At 67.3% G+C, this 19,364-nt stretch carries 17 protein-coding genes; 9 read left to right on the top strand and 8 right to left on the bottom strand.

Annotated elements, in window-relative coordinates; translation table 11 throughout:
- Positions 1 to 45: 45 nt before the first annotated feature.
- On the top strand, positions 46 to 936 hold the full coding sequence (locus IAI54_RS16360; RefSeq protein WP_187968214.1) for an N-formylglutamate amidohydrolase: 891 nt from the start codon (positions 46 to 48) through the stop codon (positions 934 to 936).
- A gap of 262 nt (positions 937 to 1,198) precedes the next feature.
- The gene (gene hisN, locus IAI54_RS16355; protein ID WP_187968213.1) at positions 1,199 to 1,969 is read left to right on the top strand and encodes a histidinol-phosphatase; all 771 of its coding nucleotides are present in this window, start codon (positions 1,199 to 1,201) and stop codon (positions 1,967 to 1,969) included.
- 25 nt (positions 1,970 to 1,994) lie between these two features.
- On the opposite strand, the gene IAI54_RS16350 is transcribed toward hisN, so the two are convergent.
- Positions 1,995 to 2,990, bottom strand: coding sequence for an alpha/beta fold hydrolase (locus IAI54_RS16350; protein WP_187968212.1), 996 nt, complete (start codon positions 2,988 to 2,990; stop codon positions 1,995 to 1,997).
- Between the two features lie 481 nt (positions 2,991 to 3,471).
- Between IAI54_RS16350 and IAI54_RS16345 the strand changes: the two genes are divergently transcribed.
- Positions 3,472 to 3,942: an Hsp20 family protein gene (locus tag IAI54_RS16345; protein WP_187968211.1), complete on the top strand. Its 471-nt coding sequence runs from the start codon at positions 3,472 to 3,474 to the stop codon at positions 3,940 to 3,942.
- A 93-nt stretch (positions 3,943 to 4,035) separates the two neighbouring features.
- On the opposite strand, the gene IAI54_RS16340 is transcribed toward IAI54_RS16345, so the two are convergent.
- The 5 genes from IAI54_RS16340 to IAI54_RS16320 form a co-directional block, all read right to left on the bottom strand.
- Positions 4,036 to 4,641, bottom strand: coding sequence for a DoxX family membrane protein (locus tag IAI54_RS16340; protein ID WP_187968210.1), 606 nt, complete (start codon positions 4,639 to 4,641; stop codon positions 4,036 to 4,038).
- Between the two features lie 26 nt (positions 4,642 to 4,667).
- Positions 4,668 to 5,480, bottom strand: a complete 813-nt coding sequence (locus tag IAI54_RS16335; protein WP_187968209.1) for an HvfC/BufC N-terminal domain-containing protein — start codon at positions 5,478 to 5,480, stop codon at positions 4,668 to 4,670.
- Positions 5,464 to 6,384: an MNIO family bufferin maturase gene (gene bufB / locus IAI54_RS16330; RefSeq protein ID WP_187968208.1), complete on the bottom strand. Its 921-nt coding sequence runs from the start codon at positions 6,382 to 6,384 to the stop codon at positions 5,464 to 5,466. The genes IAI54_RS16335 and bufB overlap by 17 nt, the downstream gene beginning before the upstream one ends.
- A gap of 32 nt (positions 6,385 to 6,416) precedes the next feature.
- Positions 6,417 to 6,719: a BufA1 family periplasmic bufferin-type metallophore gene (locus IAI54_RS16325; RefSeq protein WP_187968207.1), complete on the bottom strand. Its 303-nt coding sequence runs from the start codon at positions 6,717 to 6,719 to the stop codon at positions 6,417 to 6,419.
- 173 nt (positions 6,720 to 6,892) lie between these two features.
- Positions 6,893 to 7,939 carry a threonine aldolase family protein gene (locus IAI54_RS16320; protein ID WP_187968206.1) on the bottom strand — a complete coding sequence of 349 codons (1,047 nt, stop codon included), beginning with the start codon at positions 7,937 to 7,939 and terminating at the stop codon, positions 6,893 to 6,895.
- A 507-nt stretch (positions 7,940 to 8,446) separates the two neighbouring features.
- Here IAI54_RS16320 and gltB point away from each other — a divergent pair.
- The 5 genes from gltB to IAI54_RS16295 all read left to right on the top strand — a co-directional run bounded on the left by gltB (position 8,447) and on the right by IAI54_RS16295 (position 15,725).
- The gene (gene gltB, locus IAI54_RS16315; RefSeq protein ID WP_187968205.1) at positions 8,447 to 13,165 is read left to right on the top strand and encodes a glutamate synthase large subunit; all 4,719 of its coding nucleotides are present in this window, start codon (positions 8,447 to 8,449) and stop codon (positions 13,163 to 13,165) included.
- Positions 13,166 to 13,227: 62 nt separating this feature from the next.
- Positions 13,228 to 13,500: an antitoxin gene (locus tag IAI54_RS16310; protein ID WP_187968204.1), complete on the top strand. Its 273-nt coding sequence runs from the start codon at positions 13,228 to 13,230 to the stop codon at positions 13,498 to 13,500.
- Between the two features lie 2 nt (positions 13,501 to 13,502).
- The gene (locus tag IAI54_RS16305) at positions 13,503 to 13,916 is read left to right on the top strand and encodes a PIN domain-containing protein (protein WP_187968203.1); all 414 of its coding nucleotides are present in this window, start codon (positions 13,503 to 13,505) and stop codon (positions 13,914 to 13,916) included.
- A gap of 8 nt (positions 13,917 to 13,924) precedes the next feature.
- Entirely contained in the window at positions 13,925 to 15,379 is a 1,455-nt protein-coding gene (locus tag IAI54_RS16300; RefSeq protein ID WP_187968202.1) for a glutamate synthase subunit beta, read from the top strand.
- Between the two features lie 154 nt (positions 15,380 to 15,533).
- Positions 15,534 to 15,725 (top strand): hypothetical protein, encoded by a 192-nt coding sequence (locus IAI54_RS16295; protein WP_187968201.1) that lies wholly within the window; start codon positions 15,534 to 15,536, stop codon positions 15,723 to 15,725.
- A gap of 34 nt (positions 15,726 to 15,759) precedes the next feature.
- Here IAI54_RS16295 and IAI54_RS16290 read toward each other — a convergent pair whose 3' ends face one another.
- Together IAI54_RS16290 and IAI54_RS16285 are read right to left on the bottom strand one after the other, a co-directional pair.
- Positions 15,760 to 17,019, bottom strand: a complete 1,260-nt coding sequence (locus tag IAI54_RS16290) for an SGNH/GDSL hydrolase family protein (RefSeq protein ID WP_235679073.1) — start codon at positions 17,017 to 17,019, stop codon at positions 15,760 to 15,762.
- Between the two features lie 5 nt (positions 17,020 to 17,024).
- A complete protein-coding gene (locus IAI54_RS16285; RefSeq protein ID WP_187968199.1) occupies positions 17,025 to 18,245 on the bottom strand; it encodes a lytic murein transglycosylase in 1,221 nt (406 codons plus the stop codon).
- 203 nt (positions 18,246 to 18,448) lie between these two features.
- Between IAI54_RS16285 and galU the strand changes: the two genes are divergently transcribed.
- Positions 18,449 to 19,351, top strand: a complete 903-nt coding sequence (galU, locus tag IAI54_RS16280; protein WP_187968198.1) for a UTP--glucose-1-phosphate uridylyltransferase GalU — start codon at positions 18,449 to 18,451, stop codon at positions 19,349 to 19,351.
- The last annotated feature ends 13 nt before the right edge of the window (positions 19,352 to 19,364 follow it).

The following is a 19,364-nucleotide window of genomic DNA, read 5'->3' as shown; positions in this document are numbered from 1 at the left end:
GTTTCGTTCGATGACGATGGTCCCGATGCGGCCGGCGCCCCGCCCATGAGCGCCGAACTCGACTTTGCAGAGGTCGCCCCCTACGAGGTGCGGCAGCCGGCCCGGCAGACCGCCCCCTTCGTGTTCAACTCGCCGCACAGCGGGCGACACTATCCGCCGCGGTTCCTCGCCATGGCACGGCTCGACGCGGAGGCCATCCGCCGCTCGGAAGACTGCTTCGTCGACGAACTCTTCTCCCATGCGCTGACGTTCGGCGCGCCGATGATGGCGGCCAACTTCCCGCGCGCCTATCTCGACGTGAACCGCGAGCCCTTCGAACTCGACCCGCGGATGTTCCTGCAGCCGCCGCCGCCGCATGCCAACATCCGTTCGGCGCGCGTCGCAGGCGGGCTCGGCACCGTTCCGCGCATCGTCGGCGAGGGGCAGGAGATCTATGCCGGGCGCATTCCGCTCGACGAGGCGACGAGCCGCATCGAAGGCATCTACAAGCCCTATCACGACCGGCTGCGCGGCCTCGTGCTCGCCACGCAGGCTCGCTTCGGCGTGGCGGCGCTGATCGACTGCCATTCGATGCCGGCCAGCATCCGCGTCGGCGATTCGGGCGTACGGCCGGACTTCATCGTCGGCGACCGGTTCGGCGCCTCGGCCTCGGCCGCCATGACCGAGACGGCCATCGGCATCCTGATCTCGCTCGGCTACACCGTCGCCCACAACAAGCCCTATGCCGGCGGCTTCATCACCGAGCACTACGGCCGCCCGGCCCGCGGCCTGCATGCGCTGCAGATCGAGGTCAACCGCGGCCTCTACATGAACGAGCGGACCTACCAGAAGTCCAACGGCTTCCTGCCGCTGGCCGAGGACATCGGCCGCTTCATCGCCCGGCTCGTCATGGCGGCGCCCTTCGGCGAGGAACGCATGCCGCTCGCTGCGGAGTGACGACCCGCTCCCGACCTTTGCGCCGCCCGGGACCGAACGCCCCGGCAGGCGAAAAAAAGACCGCCTCGTTCGCACGACGCGGTCGGAGTCTAGGGAGGAAACGCCCAAGGAGGGCATGAACGGAACGAACCGTTCGAGTGCCAGAATATTGTGCGCTGCACAAATGTCAAGCGGTTTCCGCAGCGTTCCCGCACTGGACCAGGGGCGGCGGTCCGGCTATCCCATCCGCGAAACGGTTCGGCAAGGGAACGGGTGGCAGCGGATGGCAATGGCGGAATTCATGCGGCGCCTGGCGGCGGCTGCGGCGAACGAGACACTGCCGCGCTTCCGTGCGGCGGGCGCGGTCAGCAACAAGCATGCCGCCGGTTTCGATCCCGTGACGGAGGCCGACCGCGAGGCCGAGCGAGTCATCCGCGACCTGATCCGCGCCGAGTTTCCCGATGACGGCATCCTCGGCGAGGAACATGGCGGCGAGAAGCAGGACTCCGACCGCATCTGGGTGATCGATCCGATCGACGGCACGCGCGCCTTCATCTCGGGCGTTCCCGTCTGGGGCACGCTCGTGGGCCTCACCGTGCGGGGAAAAGCCGTTTGCGGAATGATGTCGCAGCCCTTCACCGGGGAACTCTACTACGGCACGGAAGAGGGCGCCTTCTACGAAGGGCCAGGCGGCCCGCGGCGGCTGGCCACCCGGCGGCTGACGAGACTTTCCGATGCGACGCTCTTCACCACGACGCCGGCCCTTTTTTCGGGTGCGCTGCGCGCCCGATACGACCGTCTGGAGGCGGCGGTGCGGCTCGCCCGCTACGGCACCGATTGCTACGGCTTCGCCATGGTGGCAGCCGGCCATGCCGATCTCGCGGTCGATGCGGGGCTGCAGTCCTACGACATCGTCGGCCTGATCCCGGTCATCGAAGGCGCGGGCGGGGTGGTTTCCACCTGGGAGGGCGGGCCGGCGGAGAACGGTGGCGACATCATCGCCGCTGCGTCGCCCCAGATCCACGCGCAAGCGCTGGCGATGATCCGCGGCTGAAGGCGGACCCGGCTCCGTCCCGGCGTCAGTCGTCGCCGGTGCCCGGGACGAAGGCGTCGAAGGCGGCCATGAACTGCTCGCGATAGACGTCGGCCTCCTGCAGAAGCTCGTGCCGCGCGCCGTGGATCGTGAGCACGGAGGCCGATTTGAGGCGGGTCCCGAAGGCCTCGATGACCGGCGTCGAAACCACTTCGTCGGCTCCCGCCGCGATGATCAGCGTCGGGACCTGGATCCGCGCCCTGTGCTCGGGTTCCGCGACGGTTGCCGCGGCTGCGCAGGAGGCCCTGATCCAGGCGGCGGTCGGGCCGCCGAGCGCGAGTTCGGGATGGCGCAGATAGATGCCGCCGTTGCGGGTGAAGCGGACATAATCCGACGTCAGCTTGTTGCCGGCGAAAAGGGTGGCGTTTGCGGCGCGCGGCCCGCCGCCGAGATAGGTCGAGCCGAACCCCATGCCGCAGAGCAGCCTGGACACGGCGTGGAGGGCGGGCATGGACAGCGGCAGCCCCTCGAAGGCGAGCAGCGGGGTGGAGAGCACCATGCGCCGCACGCGGTTCACCAGACGCGGCGCGGCGAGGAGCGCGATGAGACCGCCCATCGAATGGGCGAGGACATAGAAGGGGCCGACGCAGTCGGGCAGCACGATCTCCTCGAAAAACTGGTCGAGATCGGCAAGATACTCGCCGTAGCTGGCGACATGGCCCTTTTCCCGGTCGCGGATCAGGCGCTCGGATCCTCCCTGGCCGCGCCAGTCCATGATGGCGGTGCCGAGGCCGCGGCGGGAGAGATCCCCGATCGTCTCGTAGTATTTCTCGATGCACTCGTTGCGGCCCTGAAGGATCACGACGGTTCCGCGGCGCGGCCTGCCGCCGGCCGGAAACAGGGCATAGCGCAGCCGCTTGCGGCCGACCCGCGACACCAGGTGGCTCGCGCGCGCCCGGGCAGGCACGTCGTTGTTGGCCGTGGCGAAGAGGATGTCGTTGCCGGGCCGCTTCGTCGGCGCAATGTCTTCGGTGGCGCTCATGGTCGGTCTGATAGAAAGCAGCCTGTGCAAAAGCAAAGGAAAAGAAGGGAAAGCATTGCACGCAGTTCTTCCCGAAAGGTGAACTTCGCGCGGAAGTGGAAGGCCGGAGGCGAACGATCGCCTCCGGCCTCTTTGCCGGTCCGGGAGGAAGGGACGTTGCACCCGGACCGAACCCTGCGGCGCCGTATCCGGCCGCCTCGTCTGCTTGTTGGAAGCACCCTAGCCTGCGATGCATGAACGCAAACGGAAGGACGCGTTCATCCGGGGTTCATCGGAGGACCGACCGGCACGGGCATGCCGGGCGTGATCGGCTGCAGGGCCGGACGGCACGCTGGGGAGGGCTTGAAAGCCGGGACGAGGATTCCCAAATCAACCCTGCGATCGCCGGAACCGGGATCGCTGGACGCTCCGGGAGGTGCCGAAATCGGACCTTCGACAGGCGGCCAAAGCGCAAAACCATGTTGCTCAATGGAGAACACCCATGCGTCACGTCGATTTTTCCCCCCTCTACCGCTCGACCGTCGGCTTCGACCGGCTGTTCACGATGCTCGACTCGCTCGCGCAGCCCGAGGGCGCGCAGACCTATCCGCCCTACAACATCGAACGCACCGGTGAGGATGCCTACCGCATCACCATGGCCGTGGCCGGCTTCGGCGAGGACGAGATTTCGATCGAGGCCCACCGCAACGTGCTGACGGTGAAGGGCGAGAAGGCCGAGGCCGACAAGGGCGAAACGTCCGAGTTCCTGTACCGCGGCATCGCCTCGCGCGCCTTCGAGCGCCGCTTCCAGCTCGCCGATCACGTCGACGTCGTCGGTGCCGAGTTGAAGAACGGTCTCCTGCACATCTCGCTGAAGCGCAACATCCCCGAGGAGATGAAGCCCCGCAAGGTGGCGATCGCCAGCGGCGGCGCGAAGTCGGCGAAGCAGATCGAGGCTCAGGCGGTCAACTGACCGGCTGCGCCTCCGGGCAGCGCCGAGAGACCGATTGCTCGCCGAGGGCGGCTCCGCAAGGAGCCGCCCTCTTTCGTTCCGGGCAAGCCGGGATCAGGCGGAGGCCATGCCGCCGGAGATCGGGCCGCGGTTCCGGAGCAACGGGCCGGCAGCGAGCCGGTCGAGCGACACGGCGCCGGGGCCCTTCACGGCCAGGTAGACGAGCGGAAACATCCAGAGCAGCCGCTGGTCGGCGATGACGGAATCCGGAAACCGGTCGAACAATGCCCCGATCGTCTCCGCCCCCACCTGATGGACCGTCACGTCGACCAGGGTCTGAACCGTGATGAAGGCGATCATGCCGATCGCGGCGATGCGGGTGAAGAGGCCGAGAACGACGAGGAGCGGCAGGACGAACTCGCCATAGGTCCCCATCACGACCATGAGCCCCCAGGGCAGGAAGGCGACCCGCGAGACGTCGCCGCCGGCCGCGTCCACGGCGGGCAGCACGATCTGATAGTAGGCGCCATCCCTGATCGTAAAGAAACCGAGGAAGCCCTCTCCGACCTTCGTGCGGGCGGAGTTCAGGAAGTACATCCACAGGACGGCCGCAAACACGAAGCGCGCGGCCAGTCCGAGGAACCAGCCGTCGAGCGCGCGTTCGATCGCCGCAAACACGGCGTCATGCAGTCGCTTCAGTCGCGTGGCGATGGCAGTCATTCGGTCTCCCCCAGGGATTTTGCCGGTCACGCGCTCGCGGCGTCCGGCGAGGCGCCCGTCCCGATGAACGCGCCGGATTCAAGCATCGACGAAATCGCTTCGGCCGGCGCGAAGGCATCGGTCTCGGCAAAGCCCGCGCCGATGGCCGCCTCGAAACTGCGGCCTGCATTCAGCGCGAGCAGAAAGGCGGCGGCGCCCGGCGGCAGGCGGCGCATCGACACCGCCAGGTCCGGCCGGGTGACGAGGGTGTCCTCGGCGACGTCGCCCCGGATCGGCAGGGCAGGCGCCGGATCGTCGCGATTGGCGGTGCAGATCGAATAGGCCGCGTAGCGCGACCGGAGGATCCGCAGGGCCGGGTGCGGTCGAAAGACTGTCCCCGGAAGGTCATCCGGCGGGATATCCGCCAGGTCCTGCGGCCGAAGCGGCGTCGCGTCGGCTGCGTGGTAGGAGTCCAGCCAGGCCCGCTCGATCCGCGCCACGTCGGCGAGGTAGGGCAGCCTGCGTGCCGGCTCGAAAGTCTCGACGAAGTCCGGGAAGTCGGTCCCGTATTCGAACAGGAGGCGGGAGCGTGGCGGGCGGGTGCGCGCGAAGGTGATCGCCATGCCGGAGAAGAAGTCGACTCCCACCAGGCGCCGCACGGCCGGGAAGATGCCGGCGAGCGCTTCGGCCAGACTGGTCGTGACGTTGTTGCGGTAGACGGCGTAGCGGCGTTCCGCGGGTCCGCCCCCGGTCGTCGACACGGCCGTCGGCGTCTGGCGCTCCGGGTCGAGGAGCGATGCCGCGAAGCCCGCCGAGAACCGGGCATGGGCATCCTGCGCGGTTTCAGGAGATCGCGGCATGGCGCTTGCCCATCAGGTAGCGGTCGGCGTGCCGGTCCAGGATTCGCTGTGCTGCGGCGGCCTCGTCGCGCAGCACCTGCCAGTCGGGAACGTCGCTGTCCCATTCGACAAGCGTGGGGATCGGGCCGCACTGGCGGATGACGGTATCGTAGAGCGCCCACACCGGGTCGGCCACGGGGCGGTCGTGGGTATCGATCAGGAGCGGCCGTCCCTCGTCGTCGGCCTGTTCGTCATGCCCGGCGAGGTGGATCTCGCCGACGAGGTCGAGCGGGAAGTCGATCAGGTAATCCATGGCACCGAAACCATGGTTGGTCGCCGAGACGAAGACGTTGTTGACGTCGAGCAGCAGGCCGCAGCCGGTGCGCTGCGCCATCTCGCGGATGAAGTCGGTCTCGGCAAGGGTCGATTCCGGGAAGACCACGTAGGTTGCCGGATTCTCCATCAGGATCGGCCGTCCGATCGCGTCCTGCACCTGGCTGACATGAGCGCAGACGTGGTCCAGCGTCTGGCGGGTGTAGGGGAGGGGGAGCAGGTCGCTGAAGAACACGTCGTCATGCGTCGACCATGCGAGGTGCTCCGACACGAGCGCGGGCTCGTAACGGTCGACCAGCGCGGCGAAGCGGGCGAGATGGGCGTGGTCAAGCGGTTCGGGGCCGCCGATCGACATGGTGACGCCGTGCAGGGAAACGGGGAAGCGCTGCCTGATCGCGGCGAGGGCGGCATGGGGCGGCCCGCCGGCTCCCATGTAGTTCTCGGCATGAACCTCGAAGAAGCCGTGGAAGGCCGTCTCCTCGGCGATCCGGGCGAGGTGTTCTGGTCTCAAGGAGGCACCGGCGCGGCCGGCGACGCGGCGGTCCGGGAAGCGAAGCCGGTCCTGCCGGCGAATGGTGGGCTCGATGGTCATGGCCGTACTCCGCTTCCCGGGGTGCGGGCCGCTTACGACGGCAGGTCGCGCTGCAGCGGCTCGAGCGAGCCCATGCGGTTGTCGGGGAGGCTGACGGTGGTGCAGGTGCCCTTGGCGACGTAGGTCCAGGCATTGCCCTGGTAGTCGACCTTCGAGGTGCCCGCGCAGGTGGTGCCGGGGCCGGCGGCGCAGTCGTTCTTCCCGGCCATGGAGATGCCGTAGCACTTCTCCTTCTCCTGCGCCTGGGCGGCACCGGTGGTCAGGGCGCCGGTCGTCAGGGCGGTGGCGACGACGCCGGCAAGATAGGCGGCGCTGAGCGCGACTTTGGTGGACATCGAAATCTCTCCTCTGGATGATCTGTGCGGCCAGACGTCCGGTCCGGCAAGAACAGCATTGCGAAGAGAGGGCTCACTTGGAAGTAAAGACGGCGCGAGGGGAAGTTCACCCCGGCTGCACGCCGCCGTTACCGGCCACGGCGTGCGGATGCCGTCTTCGTGCGCGACACCGGCTACAGGAGAGCCCGGAAGGCCTCGACGTCCCGCGCGGTCGTGGCGAAGCTGGTGACGAATCGGTAGACCGCTTCGTCCGCTGCCATCGCACCCGTGTATCCCGCGGGTGCGTGCCAGGGATGAAAGACCGCGCCCGCTCCCTGCAGCCGCGCGGCCACGTCCTGGCTCAGGATGGCGAAGACTTCGTTGGCTTGCGGCTCCCAGGCCAGCCGTGCGGCGCCCGAGGTCCTGAATCCGTCTGCGAGACTGGCCGCCATGGCGTTGGAATGGCGAGCCGTCTCCAGCCAGAGCCCGTCGCGGAAATAGGCCTCGAACTGCGCCGAAACGAAGCGCGCCTTGGAGAAAAGCTGTGCCGCCCGCTTGTGGATGAAGGCGAACTCCGCGGCCATCGCCGGATCGAACAGCACGACCGCCTCCGCGCACCAGCAGCCGTTCTTGGTACCGCCGAAGGAGAGGAGGTCGACGCCGCGCTTCCAGGTCATCTCGGCCGGAGAGACGCCGAGCGAGACGAGGGCATTGGCGAAGCGCGCGCCATCCATGTGCAGCGGCAGGCCGTGGCGGCGCGCGACGGAGGCGACCGCGTCGATGTCGTCGAGCGCGTAGACCGTTCCCACTTCGGTAGCCTGCGTCACGGAGACGGCCATCGGCCTCCCGGAGTGCACGAACTCTGCCGGATAGCGCTGCACGGCGCGGTCCAGCTCGGCCGGCGACATGCGCCCGAGCGGGCCATCGACGCGGCAGAGCCGGCCGCCTCCCGTGAAATACTCCGGCGCGCCGCCCTCGTCCTCGGTCATGTGCGCCTCGCGGTGGCAGAAGGCGACGCCGCCCGGCCGGTTGACGGCCACCAGCGACAGTGCGTTGGCGGCCGTGCCGGTCGAAACGAAGAAGACCGCCACGTCGCGTTCGAAGATCGTGCAGAACGTCTCCTTCACCGCGCGGTCGAGGTCGCCGTTGCCATAGGCCCTCGCGTAGCCTGCGGAATGGGCGGTCAGGCCCGCGGCGATGGCGGGATGGGCGCCGGCCCAATTGTCTGAAGCGAAGATCATGTGCGTGGTCCGTTTCGAGAAGGTCGCGGACATTGCCCCGCTCATGCCGTCCCATCAAGGGGTGGGTCGGGTGTGTCTGGCTCGCTTCATGGCCCATCGCACCTCGCCCGCATAAGCACGAACGGTCCCCAGGACTGATATCTGCAATAAAATTACGTTCGCTCGGTGTGAGAGGTCCGAATCTTGCGCCGGAACGCTGAATTTTTTGTCGTTCGGTCTTGTGCAGATGCCGCATTTCTGCCAATGTGAAATTAGGACAGTAATGCTGTCTTATTTTATCGTGTAGGTTCGGACCGGGACTGGCGCACCGACGCCGGTCCGGGTCCTTGCGCACCGGTGAAGTCGAGGCCGCCGACGGGGAGACGTGGGCGGTCCGGCAGCGAGGCTCGGCCTCGCGCGCGTCCGAGGGTCGCGGGAGGCGACGTGTGCAAGGATCCGGGCGGGCTGGTATAAGGCCCCGTCGAGGACGTTTCCTCCCCTTGCGGGGAGCACCAAGGAGGATTGACGATGACGGACATCACGCCATCTGCGACGACGGAGCTTCGCTCGGCCGCCCAGCTTGCTGCGCGTTCCGTCAAACGCGCCGCAACCGGGCCGGCCGCCCAGGGGCTCTACGACCCGCGCAACGAACATGACGCCTGCGGCGTCGGCTTCATCGCCAACATGAAGAACGTGCGCTCGCACCAGATCGTGGTCGACGGCCTCGCCATGCTCGAGAACCTGACCCACCGCGGCGCGGTGGGCGCCGACCCGCTGATGGGCGACGGCGCGGGCGTGCTCGTGCAGATTCCCGACCGCTTCTTTCGCGAGGAGATGGCCGCGCAGGGCATCGAGCTGCCGCAGCCGGGCCACTACGCCGTCGGCCATCTCTTCATGCCGGGCGACTCCGCCGTGCGCGCGCATGTCGAGGACGTGATCGCCGAACTGGCAAGGTCCGAGGGACTGCCGCTGATCGGTTTCCGCGACGTTCCGGTCGACAACGCATCACTGTCCAAGGCGCCGCACATCGCTGCGTCCGAGCCCGTGCACCGGCAGGTGTTCATCGGCCGGGATCCATCGATCGAGAGCGATGACGAGTACGAGCGGCGGCTCTACATCCTGCGCAAGGTGATCTCGGGCCGCATCTACGCGGAGAACGCCGGGACCGACAACGGCTTCTACACGGTGTCGCTCTCGTCGCGTACGATCGTCTACAAGGGCATGTTCCTCGCCTATCAGGTCGGCGCCTACTACAAGGACCTCACCGATCCGCGCTTCGAGAGCGCCCTGATCCTCGTGCACCAGCGCTTCTCGACCAACACCTTCCCCTCGTGGAAGCTCGCCCACCCGTACCGGATGGTCGCGCACAACGGCGAGATCAACACCCTGCGCGGCAACGTCAACTGGATGGCGGCGCGGCAGGCCTCGGTCGATTCCGAACTGTTCGGCAACGACATCTCCAAGCTGTGGCCGATCTCTTACGAGGGGCAGTCGGACACCGCCTGTTTCGACAACGCGCTGGAGTTCCTCTACCAGGGCGGCTACTCGCTGGCGCATGCCATGATGATGCTGATCCCGGAAGCCTGGGCCGGCAACAAGTCGATGGATGCCGACCGCAAGGCCTTCTACGAGTATCATGCAGCCCTGATGGAGCCGTGGGACGGCCCCGCTGCCGTCGCCTTCACGGATGGGCGCCAGATCGGCGCCACGCTCGACCGCAACGGGTTGCGGCCGGCGCGCTACGTCGTGACCGACGACGACCGGGTGATCATGGCGTCCGAAGCCGGCGTGCTCTCGGTGCCGGAGGAGCGGATCGTCAGGAAGTGGCGGCTGCAGCCCGGCCGCATGCTCCTGATCGACCTGGAGCAGGGGCGCATCGTCTCCGACGAGGAGGTGAAGGCGCAGGTGTCCGGCAAGCATCCGTTCAAGCAGTGGCTGGAGAACACCCAGCTGATCCTGGAGGAGCTGAAGCCCGTCGAGCCGCGCGCGCTGCGCAAGGACGTGACGCTGCTCGACCGGCAGCAGGCCTTCGGCTACACGCAGGAAGACACGCGCATCCTCATGGCGCCGATGGCCACCACCGGCCAGGAGGCCATCGGCTCGATGGGAACCGACACGCCGATCTCGGCGATGTCGGACAAGTCGAAGCTGCTCTACACCTATTTCAAGCAGAACTTCGCCCAGGTGACCAACCCGCCGATCGACCCGATCCGCGAGGAACTGGTCATGAGCCTGGTGTCGTTCATCGGTCCGCGGCCGAACATCTTCGATCTGGTGGGTTCCTCGCGCCGCAAGCGGCTGGAGGTGCGCCAGCCGATCCTGACCAATGGCGACCTGGAGAAGATCCGGTCGATCGGCCACACCGAGGATCGCTTCGACACCAAGACGATCGACGTGACCTATGCCTCCGCCGAGGGGGCCGAGGGCATGCCGCGTGCTCTGGACCGGTTGTGCGAGCGTGCCGAGGCGGCGGTCGCCGGCGGCTACAACATCATCATCCTGTCGGACCGGCAGATCGGACCGGACCGCATCGCCATACCGATGCTGCTGGCAACTGCGGCGGTGCATCATCACCTGATCCGCAAGGGCCTGCGGACGTCGGTCGGCCTCGTGGTCGAATCGGGCGAGCCGCGCGAGGTGCATCATTTCTGCTGCCTGGCCGGCTACGGTGCCGAGGCGATCAACCCCTATCTCGCCTTCGACACGCTGACCGATATGCACAAGCGTGGCGAGTTCCCCCCGGAGGTTGATGCGCAGGAGCTGGTCTACCGCTACATCAAGTCGATCGGGAAGGGCATTCTCAAGGTCATGTCCAAGATGGGCATCTCGACCTACCAGTCCTATTGCGGCGCGCAGATCTTCGACGCGGTCGGTCTGAAGTCCGACTTCGTGGAACGGTTCTTCACGGGCACGGCGACGACCATCGAAGGCGTCGGCCTGGAGGAGGTTTCGGCCGAGACCGTCGAGCGGCACCACGCCGCCTTCAGCGACGATCCGATCCTGCGCAACGCGCTCGATATCGGCGGCGAGTATGTCTATCGCGTCCGCGGCGAAGCGCATGTCTGGTCGCCGGATTCGGTCGCGACGCTGCAGCATGCCGTGCGCAAGGGCTCCTGGGACAGCTACAAGGAGTTTTCCGGCCAGATCGACGGCGCGTCCGCGCAGGCCAGGACCGTCCGAGGCCTGTTCAGGATCCGCATGGCGGCCGAGGCCGGCCGCGCGCCGGTGCCGATCGAGGAGGTCGAGCCGGCCGCCGAACTGGTCAAGCGGTTCTCGACGGGTGCCATGTCCTTCGGCTCGATCAGCCGCGAAGCGCATTCGACGCTGGCGCGCGCCATGAACGCGATCGGCGGCAAGTCGAACACGGGCGAGGGCGGCGAGGAACCGGACAGGTATCTGCCGATGCCGGACGGAACGGTGAATCCGGAACGGTCCGCCATCAAGCAGGTGGCGTCGGGCCGCTTCGGCGTGACGGCGGAGTATCTCGTCAACGCCGACATGATGCAGATCAAGGTCGCGCAGGGCGCCAAGCCCGGCGAGGGCGGCCAGCTGCCCGGCCACAAGGTCGATGCCACGATCGCCAAGACGCGGCATTCGACGCCGGGCGTCGGCCTGATCTCGCCGCCGCCCCACCACGACATCTATTCGATCGAGGATCTGGCGCAGCTGATCTTCGACCTGAAGAACGTCAATCCGGAAGCCGACGTGTCGGTGAAGCTGGTCTCGGAGGTCGGCGTCGGCACGGTCGCCGCCGGCGTCGCCAAGGCTCGCGCCGATCACATCACCATCTCGGGCTATGACGGCGGCACGGGCGCTTCGCCGCTCACCTCGCTCAAGCACGCGGGCAGCCCCTGGGAGATGGGCCTTGCCGAGACGCACCAGACGCTGGTGCTGAACGGGCTGCGATCGCGCGTTGCGCTGCAGGTCGACGGCGGGCTCAAGACTGGCCGCGACGTCGTGATCGGCGCTCTTCTGGGCGCCGACGAGTTCGGGTTCTCGACGGCGCCGCTGATCGCGGCGGGCTGCATCATGATGCGCAAGTGCCACCTCAACACCTGTCCGGTCGGCGTCGCCACCCAGGATCCGGTGCTGCGCAAGCGCTTCAAGGGCACGCCGGAGCACGTGATCAACTACTTCTTCTTCGTCGCGGAGGAGGTTCGCGCGCTGCTGGCCGAGATGGGCTACAGGACGATCGACGAGATCATCGGTCAGAGCGATCTGCTCGCGAAGGAGGACATGATCGACCACTGGAAGGCGCGCGGGCTGGATTTCAGCCGCGTGTTCTTCAAGCCGGACGCGCCGAAGGCGGAAACCTACTGGACCACGCGCCAGAAGCACCCGATCGACGACGTGCTCGACCGCAAGCTGATCGAGCTCGCCGCGCCGGCGCTGGAGCGCAAGGAGAAGGTCGCCATCGAGCTGCCGATCCGCAACACGGACCGGTCGGCCGGTGCCATGCTGTCGGGCGCGGTGGCCAAGCGCTGGAAGCACAAGGGTCTGAAGGAGGACACGATCTCCGTCCGGCTGACCGGGACGGCCGGCCAGTCCTTCGGCGCCTTCCTGGCGCGCGGCGTGTCGTTCGAACTCATCGGCGACGGCAACGACTATGTCGGCAAGGGCCTCTCGGGCGGACGCATCGTCATCCGCCCGGCCGAGGACTCGCGCATCGTCGCCGAGGAGTCGATCATCGTCGGCAACACGGTGCTCTATGGGGCGATCGAGGGCGAGTGCTACTTCCGCGGTGTGGCCGGCGAGCGCTTCGCCGTGCGCAACTCCGGTGCAGTGGCCGTCGTGGAAGGCTGCGGCGACCATGGCTGCGAGTACATGACCGGCGGTGTCGTCGTCGTCATCGGGCAGACGGGCCGCAACTTCGCCGCGGGCATGTCGGGCGGCGTCGCCTATGTCCTCGACGAGGATGGCGACTTCGCCGACCGCTGCAACATGGCGATGGTCGAGCTCGAGCCGGTGCCGGAGGAGGACGATATCCTCGAGAAGCTGCACCATCACGGCGGCGACCTGATGCACAAGGGCCGCGTCAACGTCTCGGACGACATGACGCGTCACGACGAGGAGCGGCTGGTGCAGCTGATCACCAACCACGCGCACTACACGGGCTCGACCCGTGCGCGCGCGATCCTCGACGACTGGGCGACCTACCGGGGCAAATTCCGCAAGGTGATGCCGGTCGAGTACCGCCGGGCGTTGCAGGAGATGGAGCGCATGCGGATGGGCATCGCCGCGGAGTAGGCCTTGTTCGACAAGATCGCTTGGCATATGTTTCTGGCATATGCCAAGCGGTGGAGGCGCCGGTGAACGCGTATGACAAAACTGCGGTCGAGAAATCCGCCCGCCTGTTTCGCAATGGGCGAAGCCAGGCGATTCGAATCCCGAAGGATTTCGAACTGCCGGGTGAGGAAGTGCGGATCACGAGACTGGCCAACGGAAACCTCGTCATCGAGGCGAAGTCCGGGAAGAAGGTTTCGCCGATGCTCGCCTGGCTCGCCGAAAACGGACCGATCGAGGATTTTCCGACGGACCCGGGAGAAGAGGGGTTGCTGCCGCTCGATGACATAGAGTCGTAGGAATGTTCCTCCTGGACACGAACATCATTTCGTCGGTGGCGCGCGATCCGTCCGGGCCGGTGGGGCGCAAGCTGGGGGAAATCGATCCGGATCTGGTGGTGACGAGTTCAGCGGTGGCGTGCGAGGTCCGGTACGGGCTGGCAAAGACTCCGGCGAGCAGGAATGCGGCGCGGTCGGTCGAGTTTCTCGAAACGATGACGATCCTGCCGATCGAGGCGAGCGTGGCGGTCGAGTACGCGAAAGCCAGGGCATGGCTCGCCGAACATGGCCGGGCGATCGGGGGCGTCGATCTGCTGATTGCGGCGCACGCGCTGGCGCTGGGTGCAACCGTGGTTACAGACGATGGGGCGTTCGGGTTCGTTCCCGGACTGAAGGTAGAAAACTGGCTGCGGGACGTGACCGCAGATCGCGAGTAGGAACCAGTATGGGCAAGGTAACAGGTTTTCTCGAGATCGACCGGCAGGTGCAGAAGTACCAGCCCGCGTCAGACCGCATCCGGCATTTCCGCGAATTCACGCTGCCGATGTCCGACAAGGAGGTCGAGAAGCAGGCGGCGCGCTGCATGGACTGCGGCATTCCCTATTGCCATGGCCCCACGGGCTGCCCGGTGCACAACCAGATCCCGGACTGGAACGACCTCGTCTACAATGGCGACTGGGAGAACGCGATCCGCAATCTCCACTCCACCAACAACTTCCCCGAATGGACCGGCCGCATCTGCCCGGCGCCCTGCGAGGAGGCATGCACGCTCAACCTCGAGGACATTCCGGTCGCCATCAAGACGGTCGAGCAGGCGATCGCCGACAAGGCGTACGAACTCGGCTTCGTGCGGCCCTTCCCGCCGGAGAGGAAGACCGGCAGGACCGTGGCGATCATCGGCTCGGGTCCCGCGGGGCTGGCGGCAGCGCAGCAGCTCGGCCGTGCCGGACACGAGGTCCATGTCTACGAGCGGGAATCGAAGCCGGGCGGCCTCCTGCGCTACGGCATTCCCGACTTCAAGATGGAGAAGCACACGATCGACAGGCGCGTGGCGCAGATGCAGGGCGAGGGCGTCACCTTCTTCTGCGGTGTCAACGTCGGCGTCGACAGGACGGTCGAGGAACTCCTCGCCGGCTACGATGCCGTGCTCTACTGCGGCGGCTCCGAGAAGCCGCGTCCGTCCGACCTGCCCGGCCGCGACCTTGCCGGTGTCCATGATGCCATGCCCTATCTCGTGCAGCAGAACCGGCGCATCGGCGGCGAGGACATTCAGTCGGTCGCCTGGCCTTCGGACCCGATCCTGGCCGGCGGCAAGCACGTGGTGGTCGTCGGCGGCGGCGACACCGCTTCCGACTGCGTCGGCACCGCATTCCGGCAGGGCGCCGTTCGTGTGACGCAGCTCGACATCCGGCCGCAGCCGCCCGAGAAGGAGGACAAGCTCACTGTCTGGCCCTACTGGGCGACCAAGATGCGAACCTCGTCCTCTCAAGCGGAGGGCGCCGAACGCGAGTTCCAGGTCGCCACGCTCGAATTCATCGGCGAGGACGGGGTGCTGACCGGCGTCAGGTGCTGCGAGGTCGACGAGGCGCGCAAGCCGATCGCCGGGACCGAATTCGTCATCCGCGCCGATCTCGCCTTCATCGCCATCGGCTTCTCCGGACCGGCGGAGACCGGCGTGACGGTCGAACTGGCGGGCAAGCTCGCGATCAACACCGATCGCCGCGGCTCGACCAACGTCGTGGCGAACGACCGCGACTATCGGACCAACGTCGACAAGCTCTATGCGGCGGGCGACGTGCGCCGGGGCCAGTCACTCGTCGTCTGGGCCATCCGCGAGGGACGTCAGGCCGCACGCGCCATCGACGTAGCACTGATGGGCTCGACACTCCTGCCTCGCTGAGGCGGGAGCGGCAGCGGCTGCCGCAGCGCAGCGCCGCGGCTGCGGCGCCTGGCTCGGTGCGTGGGGCCTCGCCGGTTGAGCCAGATCAAGTCGCGCGCCTGCGGCATCGGCCATTCTCCGCAGGCCGGCCGAAGGGGTCGGTCTGGAGGACATCATGGCCAGGCTTCCGCTCGTCGCCTATATTCTCGTCGCGCCCGTGCTGATGGGCGTCTTCCTCACCGTGCTGCTGACGCTCGACATGCGGGGCCACGACGCCACCGCCATGGCCGGTGCGGCGGTTGCTGGCGCGGTCGTGGCTGTCCCGATCGCCTGGCTGCTGGCGCGCAGGCTTCAGGGCCTTCGCTGACCGCTCCCCATCCTGGGCGTCGTCTCGCCGGCGTCTACTCGACAACGGCGCCGGCCAGCGGCCGAGCGTCCATGGAGCGGTCTTCTGCGGAAGCGGCCGCCGCCAGCGGCGGCGGTGTCGCGCCGAAATCGTCCACGCGCCCTGGGCGCGGGTCGGGAGCGAGACCCTGGATCACCAGCTTCTGCGCGGCGGTGAGCACGGTCGTGCGCCTCGTCTCGACGGTGCGGCCCATCAGTTCGTCGCCGCCGTCGAGAGCCGGATCCAGGAGTGAGACCGGCGGCGTCTGCTGGATGATTGGCGCCTCGCCGGGGATCGGCGGACCGAACATCTCGCCGATGCCGGCGTCCGGCGCCAGGGCAGCCGGACCGGTCTGCAGAAGCCGCGCCAGAGGCTTCTCGGCATAGAAGGCGATCTTGCGCTTGCCGGCTTCCGTGAAGTTGATCCCGTCGCCGGCGCGCAGCCGCACCGGCTGGCCGTTGATGTCGGGTCCGTTGGTGACGAAGGAGCCGGCCTCGTCGACGAAGCCGTCCCAGATGTCGACGAAGACGCCGCCCGCCGCCTCGGTGACTCCGCGCTGGATGTCGTTGAAGGCGATCATGTCGGACGACATCTTCGGAAAGCGGAACGGGGGCAGGCCGACCCAGACCACGGGCACGTTCCGGCCGGTGATCTGGGCAAGGAAGTTCGACGCGCGGGTCGTGTACTCCGCCTCCCACCTGGCGGTCCGGACGTCCTCGGACGAGCCTGCGACCCGTATCGCCTGGCGGTCGTTGGACCCGACCATCACGACGACGGCCGCTGGCTTCTCTTCCTCGATGATCGGCCCGATCCGTGCCGGCCAGTCGTAGAAGTCGTCGCGCACGAAGCCCGACGACCCGTTGGAGCGATCGACGACCCGTACCGTCGGATCCTCGGCGTAGACGGTCACCAGTCCTTCCGCCAGGCCAGCGGCCAGGAAGTCTCCGACCACGAGAAGGACGCGTGCGTCCTCCTGCTTGCCGGTCGCCACCGCGGCGCTCTGGACCGGCGCGGTCGCGCGGTCTGGCCGGGGGACGCGCTTGACGTTGCGCGGCTGCGATCTCTGCGGCTCCGCCTCGCGGCGTCGCTCGCCGCGCCGGAAGAGCGGCTCGTCGCGCCGGAACAGGAGTTCGAAGAGGGTGCGGGGTCGTTCCTGCGCATAGGCCGGGGTGCCGGAGAGGGCCAGCAACGCCCCGCCGCCCGCCGCGACGATCGTGGCGAGCACGAGCGTCAGCGCGATCCAGCGGGCGATGCGGGCATGAGCAATACGACCCACGGGCCTCATCTCTTCCGCAGTCGCGAGAGGACTTCCTTGCTCGGATGTCCGTCCGGCTGCATGCCGAGCGCCTGCTGCACGGCCGCGATGGCCGAACGCGATCCCTGGCCGATCTTCCCGTCGACCTTGCCGTCATAATAGCCGAGCGCGGAAAGGTGCTTCTGCAACTCCTGCTTCTCGTCGAAGGACAGCTTCGTGAACGGGCGGTTCCAGTCCCGCACGAGGCCGCCATGGCCGGCAATCTCGTCGGCGAGCAGGCCGACGGCCAGCGCGTACTTGTCGGCGTTGTTGTAGCGCTTCAGCACGAAGAAGTTCTTCGTCATCAGGAAGGCTGGTCCCTCGCGTCCGTCGAGCACCTTCAGTTCCGCATTGTCGGACGGGGAGGGGAAGGGCTTGTTGCGCGCGCGCACGACGCCGATGCCCTCCCACTTGGCAAGAGACATGGAGCCGCCGGGGAACTTGCGGCCCGCCGGAAGCGTCACCTCGTAGCCCCAGGTCTTGCCGGTCTGCCAGCCGTTCTGGCGAAGCAGGTTCGCCGCGGTCGCCAGCGCGTCCGGTACGGAGCTCCAGATGTCGCGCCGTCCGTTGCCGTCCATGTCGACGGCATAGGCCTTGTAGCTGGTGGGGATGAACTGCGTGTGGCCCATCGCGCCGGCCCAGGACCCGGTGAGGTGGCTGTCGTCGATGTCGCCGCGCTGCAGGATCTCGAGTGCGGCGATGAGCTGCTGGCGGGCGAACTTCGCGCGCCTCTGGTCGGCATAGGCGAGCGTTGCCAGGGAGCGCACGACGTTGCGCATCACCTTGTCGTTCTTCAGGATCTCGCCGTAGTTCGATTCCATCGACCAGATCGCCAGCAGGATGTGGCGGTCGACGCCGAAGCGGCTCTCGATCCTGTCGAGCCAGGGCTTCCACTGGCGTGCCATCTGTCGGCCGACTGCGATCGACTCCTCGTGCACCCGGTTGTCGAAATAGTCCCACACCGGTGCGGTGAACTCCGGCTGGAAGCGCGCCTTTTCGAGCACTTCGGGATCGGGCGCGTCCACGCCGCGGAAGGCCCGGTCATAGGTCGTGCGCGAGATCCCGCTCTGGGCCGCGACCGACCTGAACCCGGCAACCCATTTCTGGAACCCGGCATCGGCGAAGGCAGGCAGGCTGAACATGGATGACGCCAGCACCATCGCGGCGGCGAGGGCGCCCGTGCGAATCCGGATCTTGATCTGGAACATTGCATTCTCCAAGGACGTTCCGCAAAGAACGGATTCTTGGCCGGTTCCGGTTAGCGAAGGGTTTACCATAGATCGGATTCTCAATAAACGATCGGGTTGCCGGCAGTTATCCGAGGCGTGAGCCTCCCGCTCGCGACGATGGGCCGCGATTTCGGCACCAAGATGTCTTCCAGCGAACAACACCAGATCCAATGGTCGGTCGAATGAAAAAAGTGCGCAAGGCGGTGTTTCCTGTGGCGGGTCTGGGCACCCGCTTCCTTCCGGCGACGAAAGCGATCCCCAAGGAGATGCTGACGGTCGTCGACAAGCCGGTGATCCAGTACGTCGTCGACGAGGCGCGGGATGCCGGCATCGAGCACTTCATCTTCGTCACCGGGCGCAACAAGGCCGTCATCGAAGACCATTTCGACCTGCAGTTCGAACTCTACGATACGCTGGCGCAGCGTGGTAAGGACGAACAGCTGGCCATGCTGCAGCGCATGCAGCCGGAGCCGGGCCAGACGTCCTTCACCCGCCAGCAGGTGCCGCTCGGGCTCGGCCACGCGGTGTGGTGCGCGCGCCAGCTCGTCGGCGACGAGCCCTTCGCCGTGCTGCTGCCGGACATGATCATGCAGTCGGAGAAGGGTTGCATGCGGTCCATGGTCGAACTGCACGATCAGGCCGGAGGCAACGTCGTGGCGGTGCAGGAATGCGACCCCGACGAGGCGCACAAATACGGTATCGTCGGACGTGGCCGCGACGTGGCCAGCGGCTTCGAGGTGACTTCGATGGTGGAGAAGCCGGCGCGCGGTACCGCGCAGTCCAACCTCTACCTCAACGGCCGCTATATCCTCCAGCCGGAGATTTTCGACATCCTGTCGGAACAGGAGCGCGGCGCAGGCAACGAGATCCAGCTGACCGACGCGATGCTCAAGCTGCAGTCCCGTCAGCCCTTCCACGGCTTCCACTATCAGGGCCGCACCTTCGACTGCGGCTCGCCCGAAGGCTTCGTGGAGGCCAACGTGGCCTTCGCGCTCTGGCGCAGGGACCTTTCCCCGCGCATGAGCGGGATGATTGCGGGCCTGCTCGACGACTATGCGCCGGGGCTGCGCAAGACCGGCAGCTGAGAACGGACCGTGC

Source organism: Aquibium microcysteis (assembly GCF_014495845.1).
Lineage (GTDB): Bacteria > Pseudomonadota > Alphaproteobacteria > Rhizobiales > Rhizobiaceae > Aquibium > Aquibium microcysteis.
Note: the sequence above shows the minus strand (reverse complement) of the source record. Positions and strands in the feature narration are given on the sequence as shown.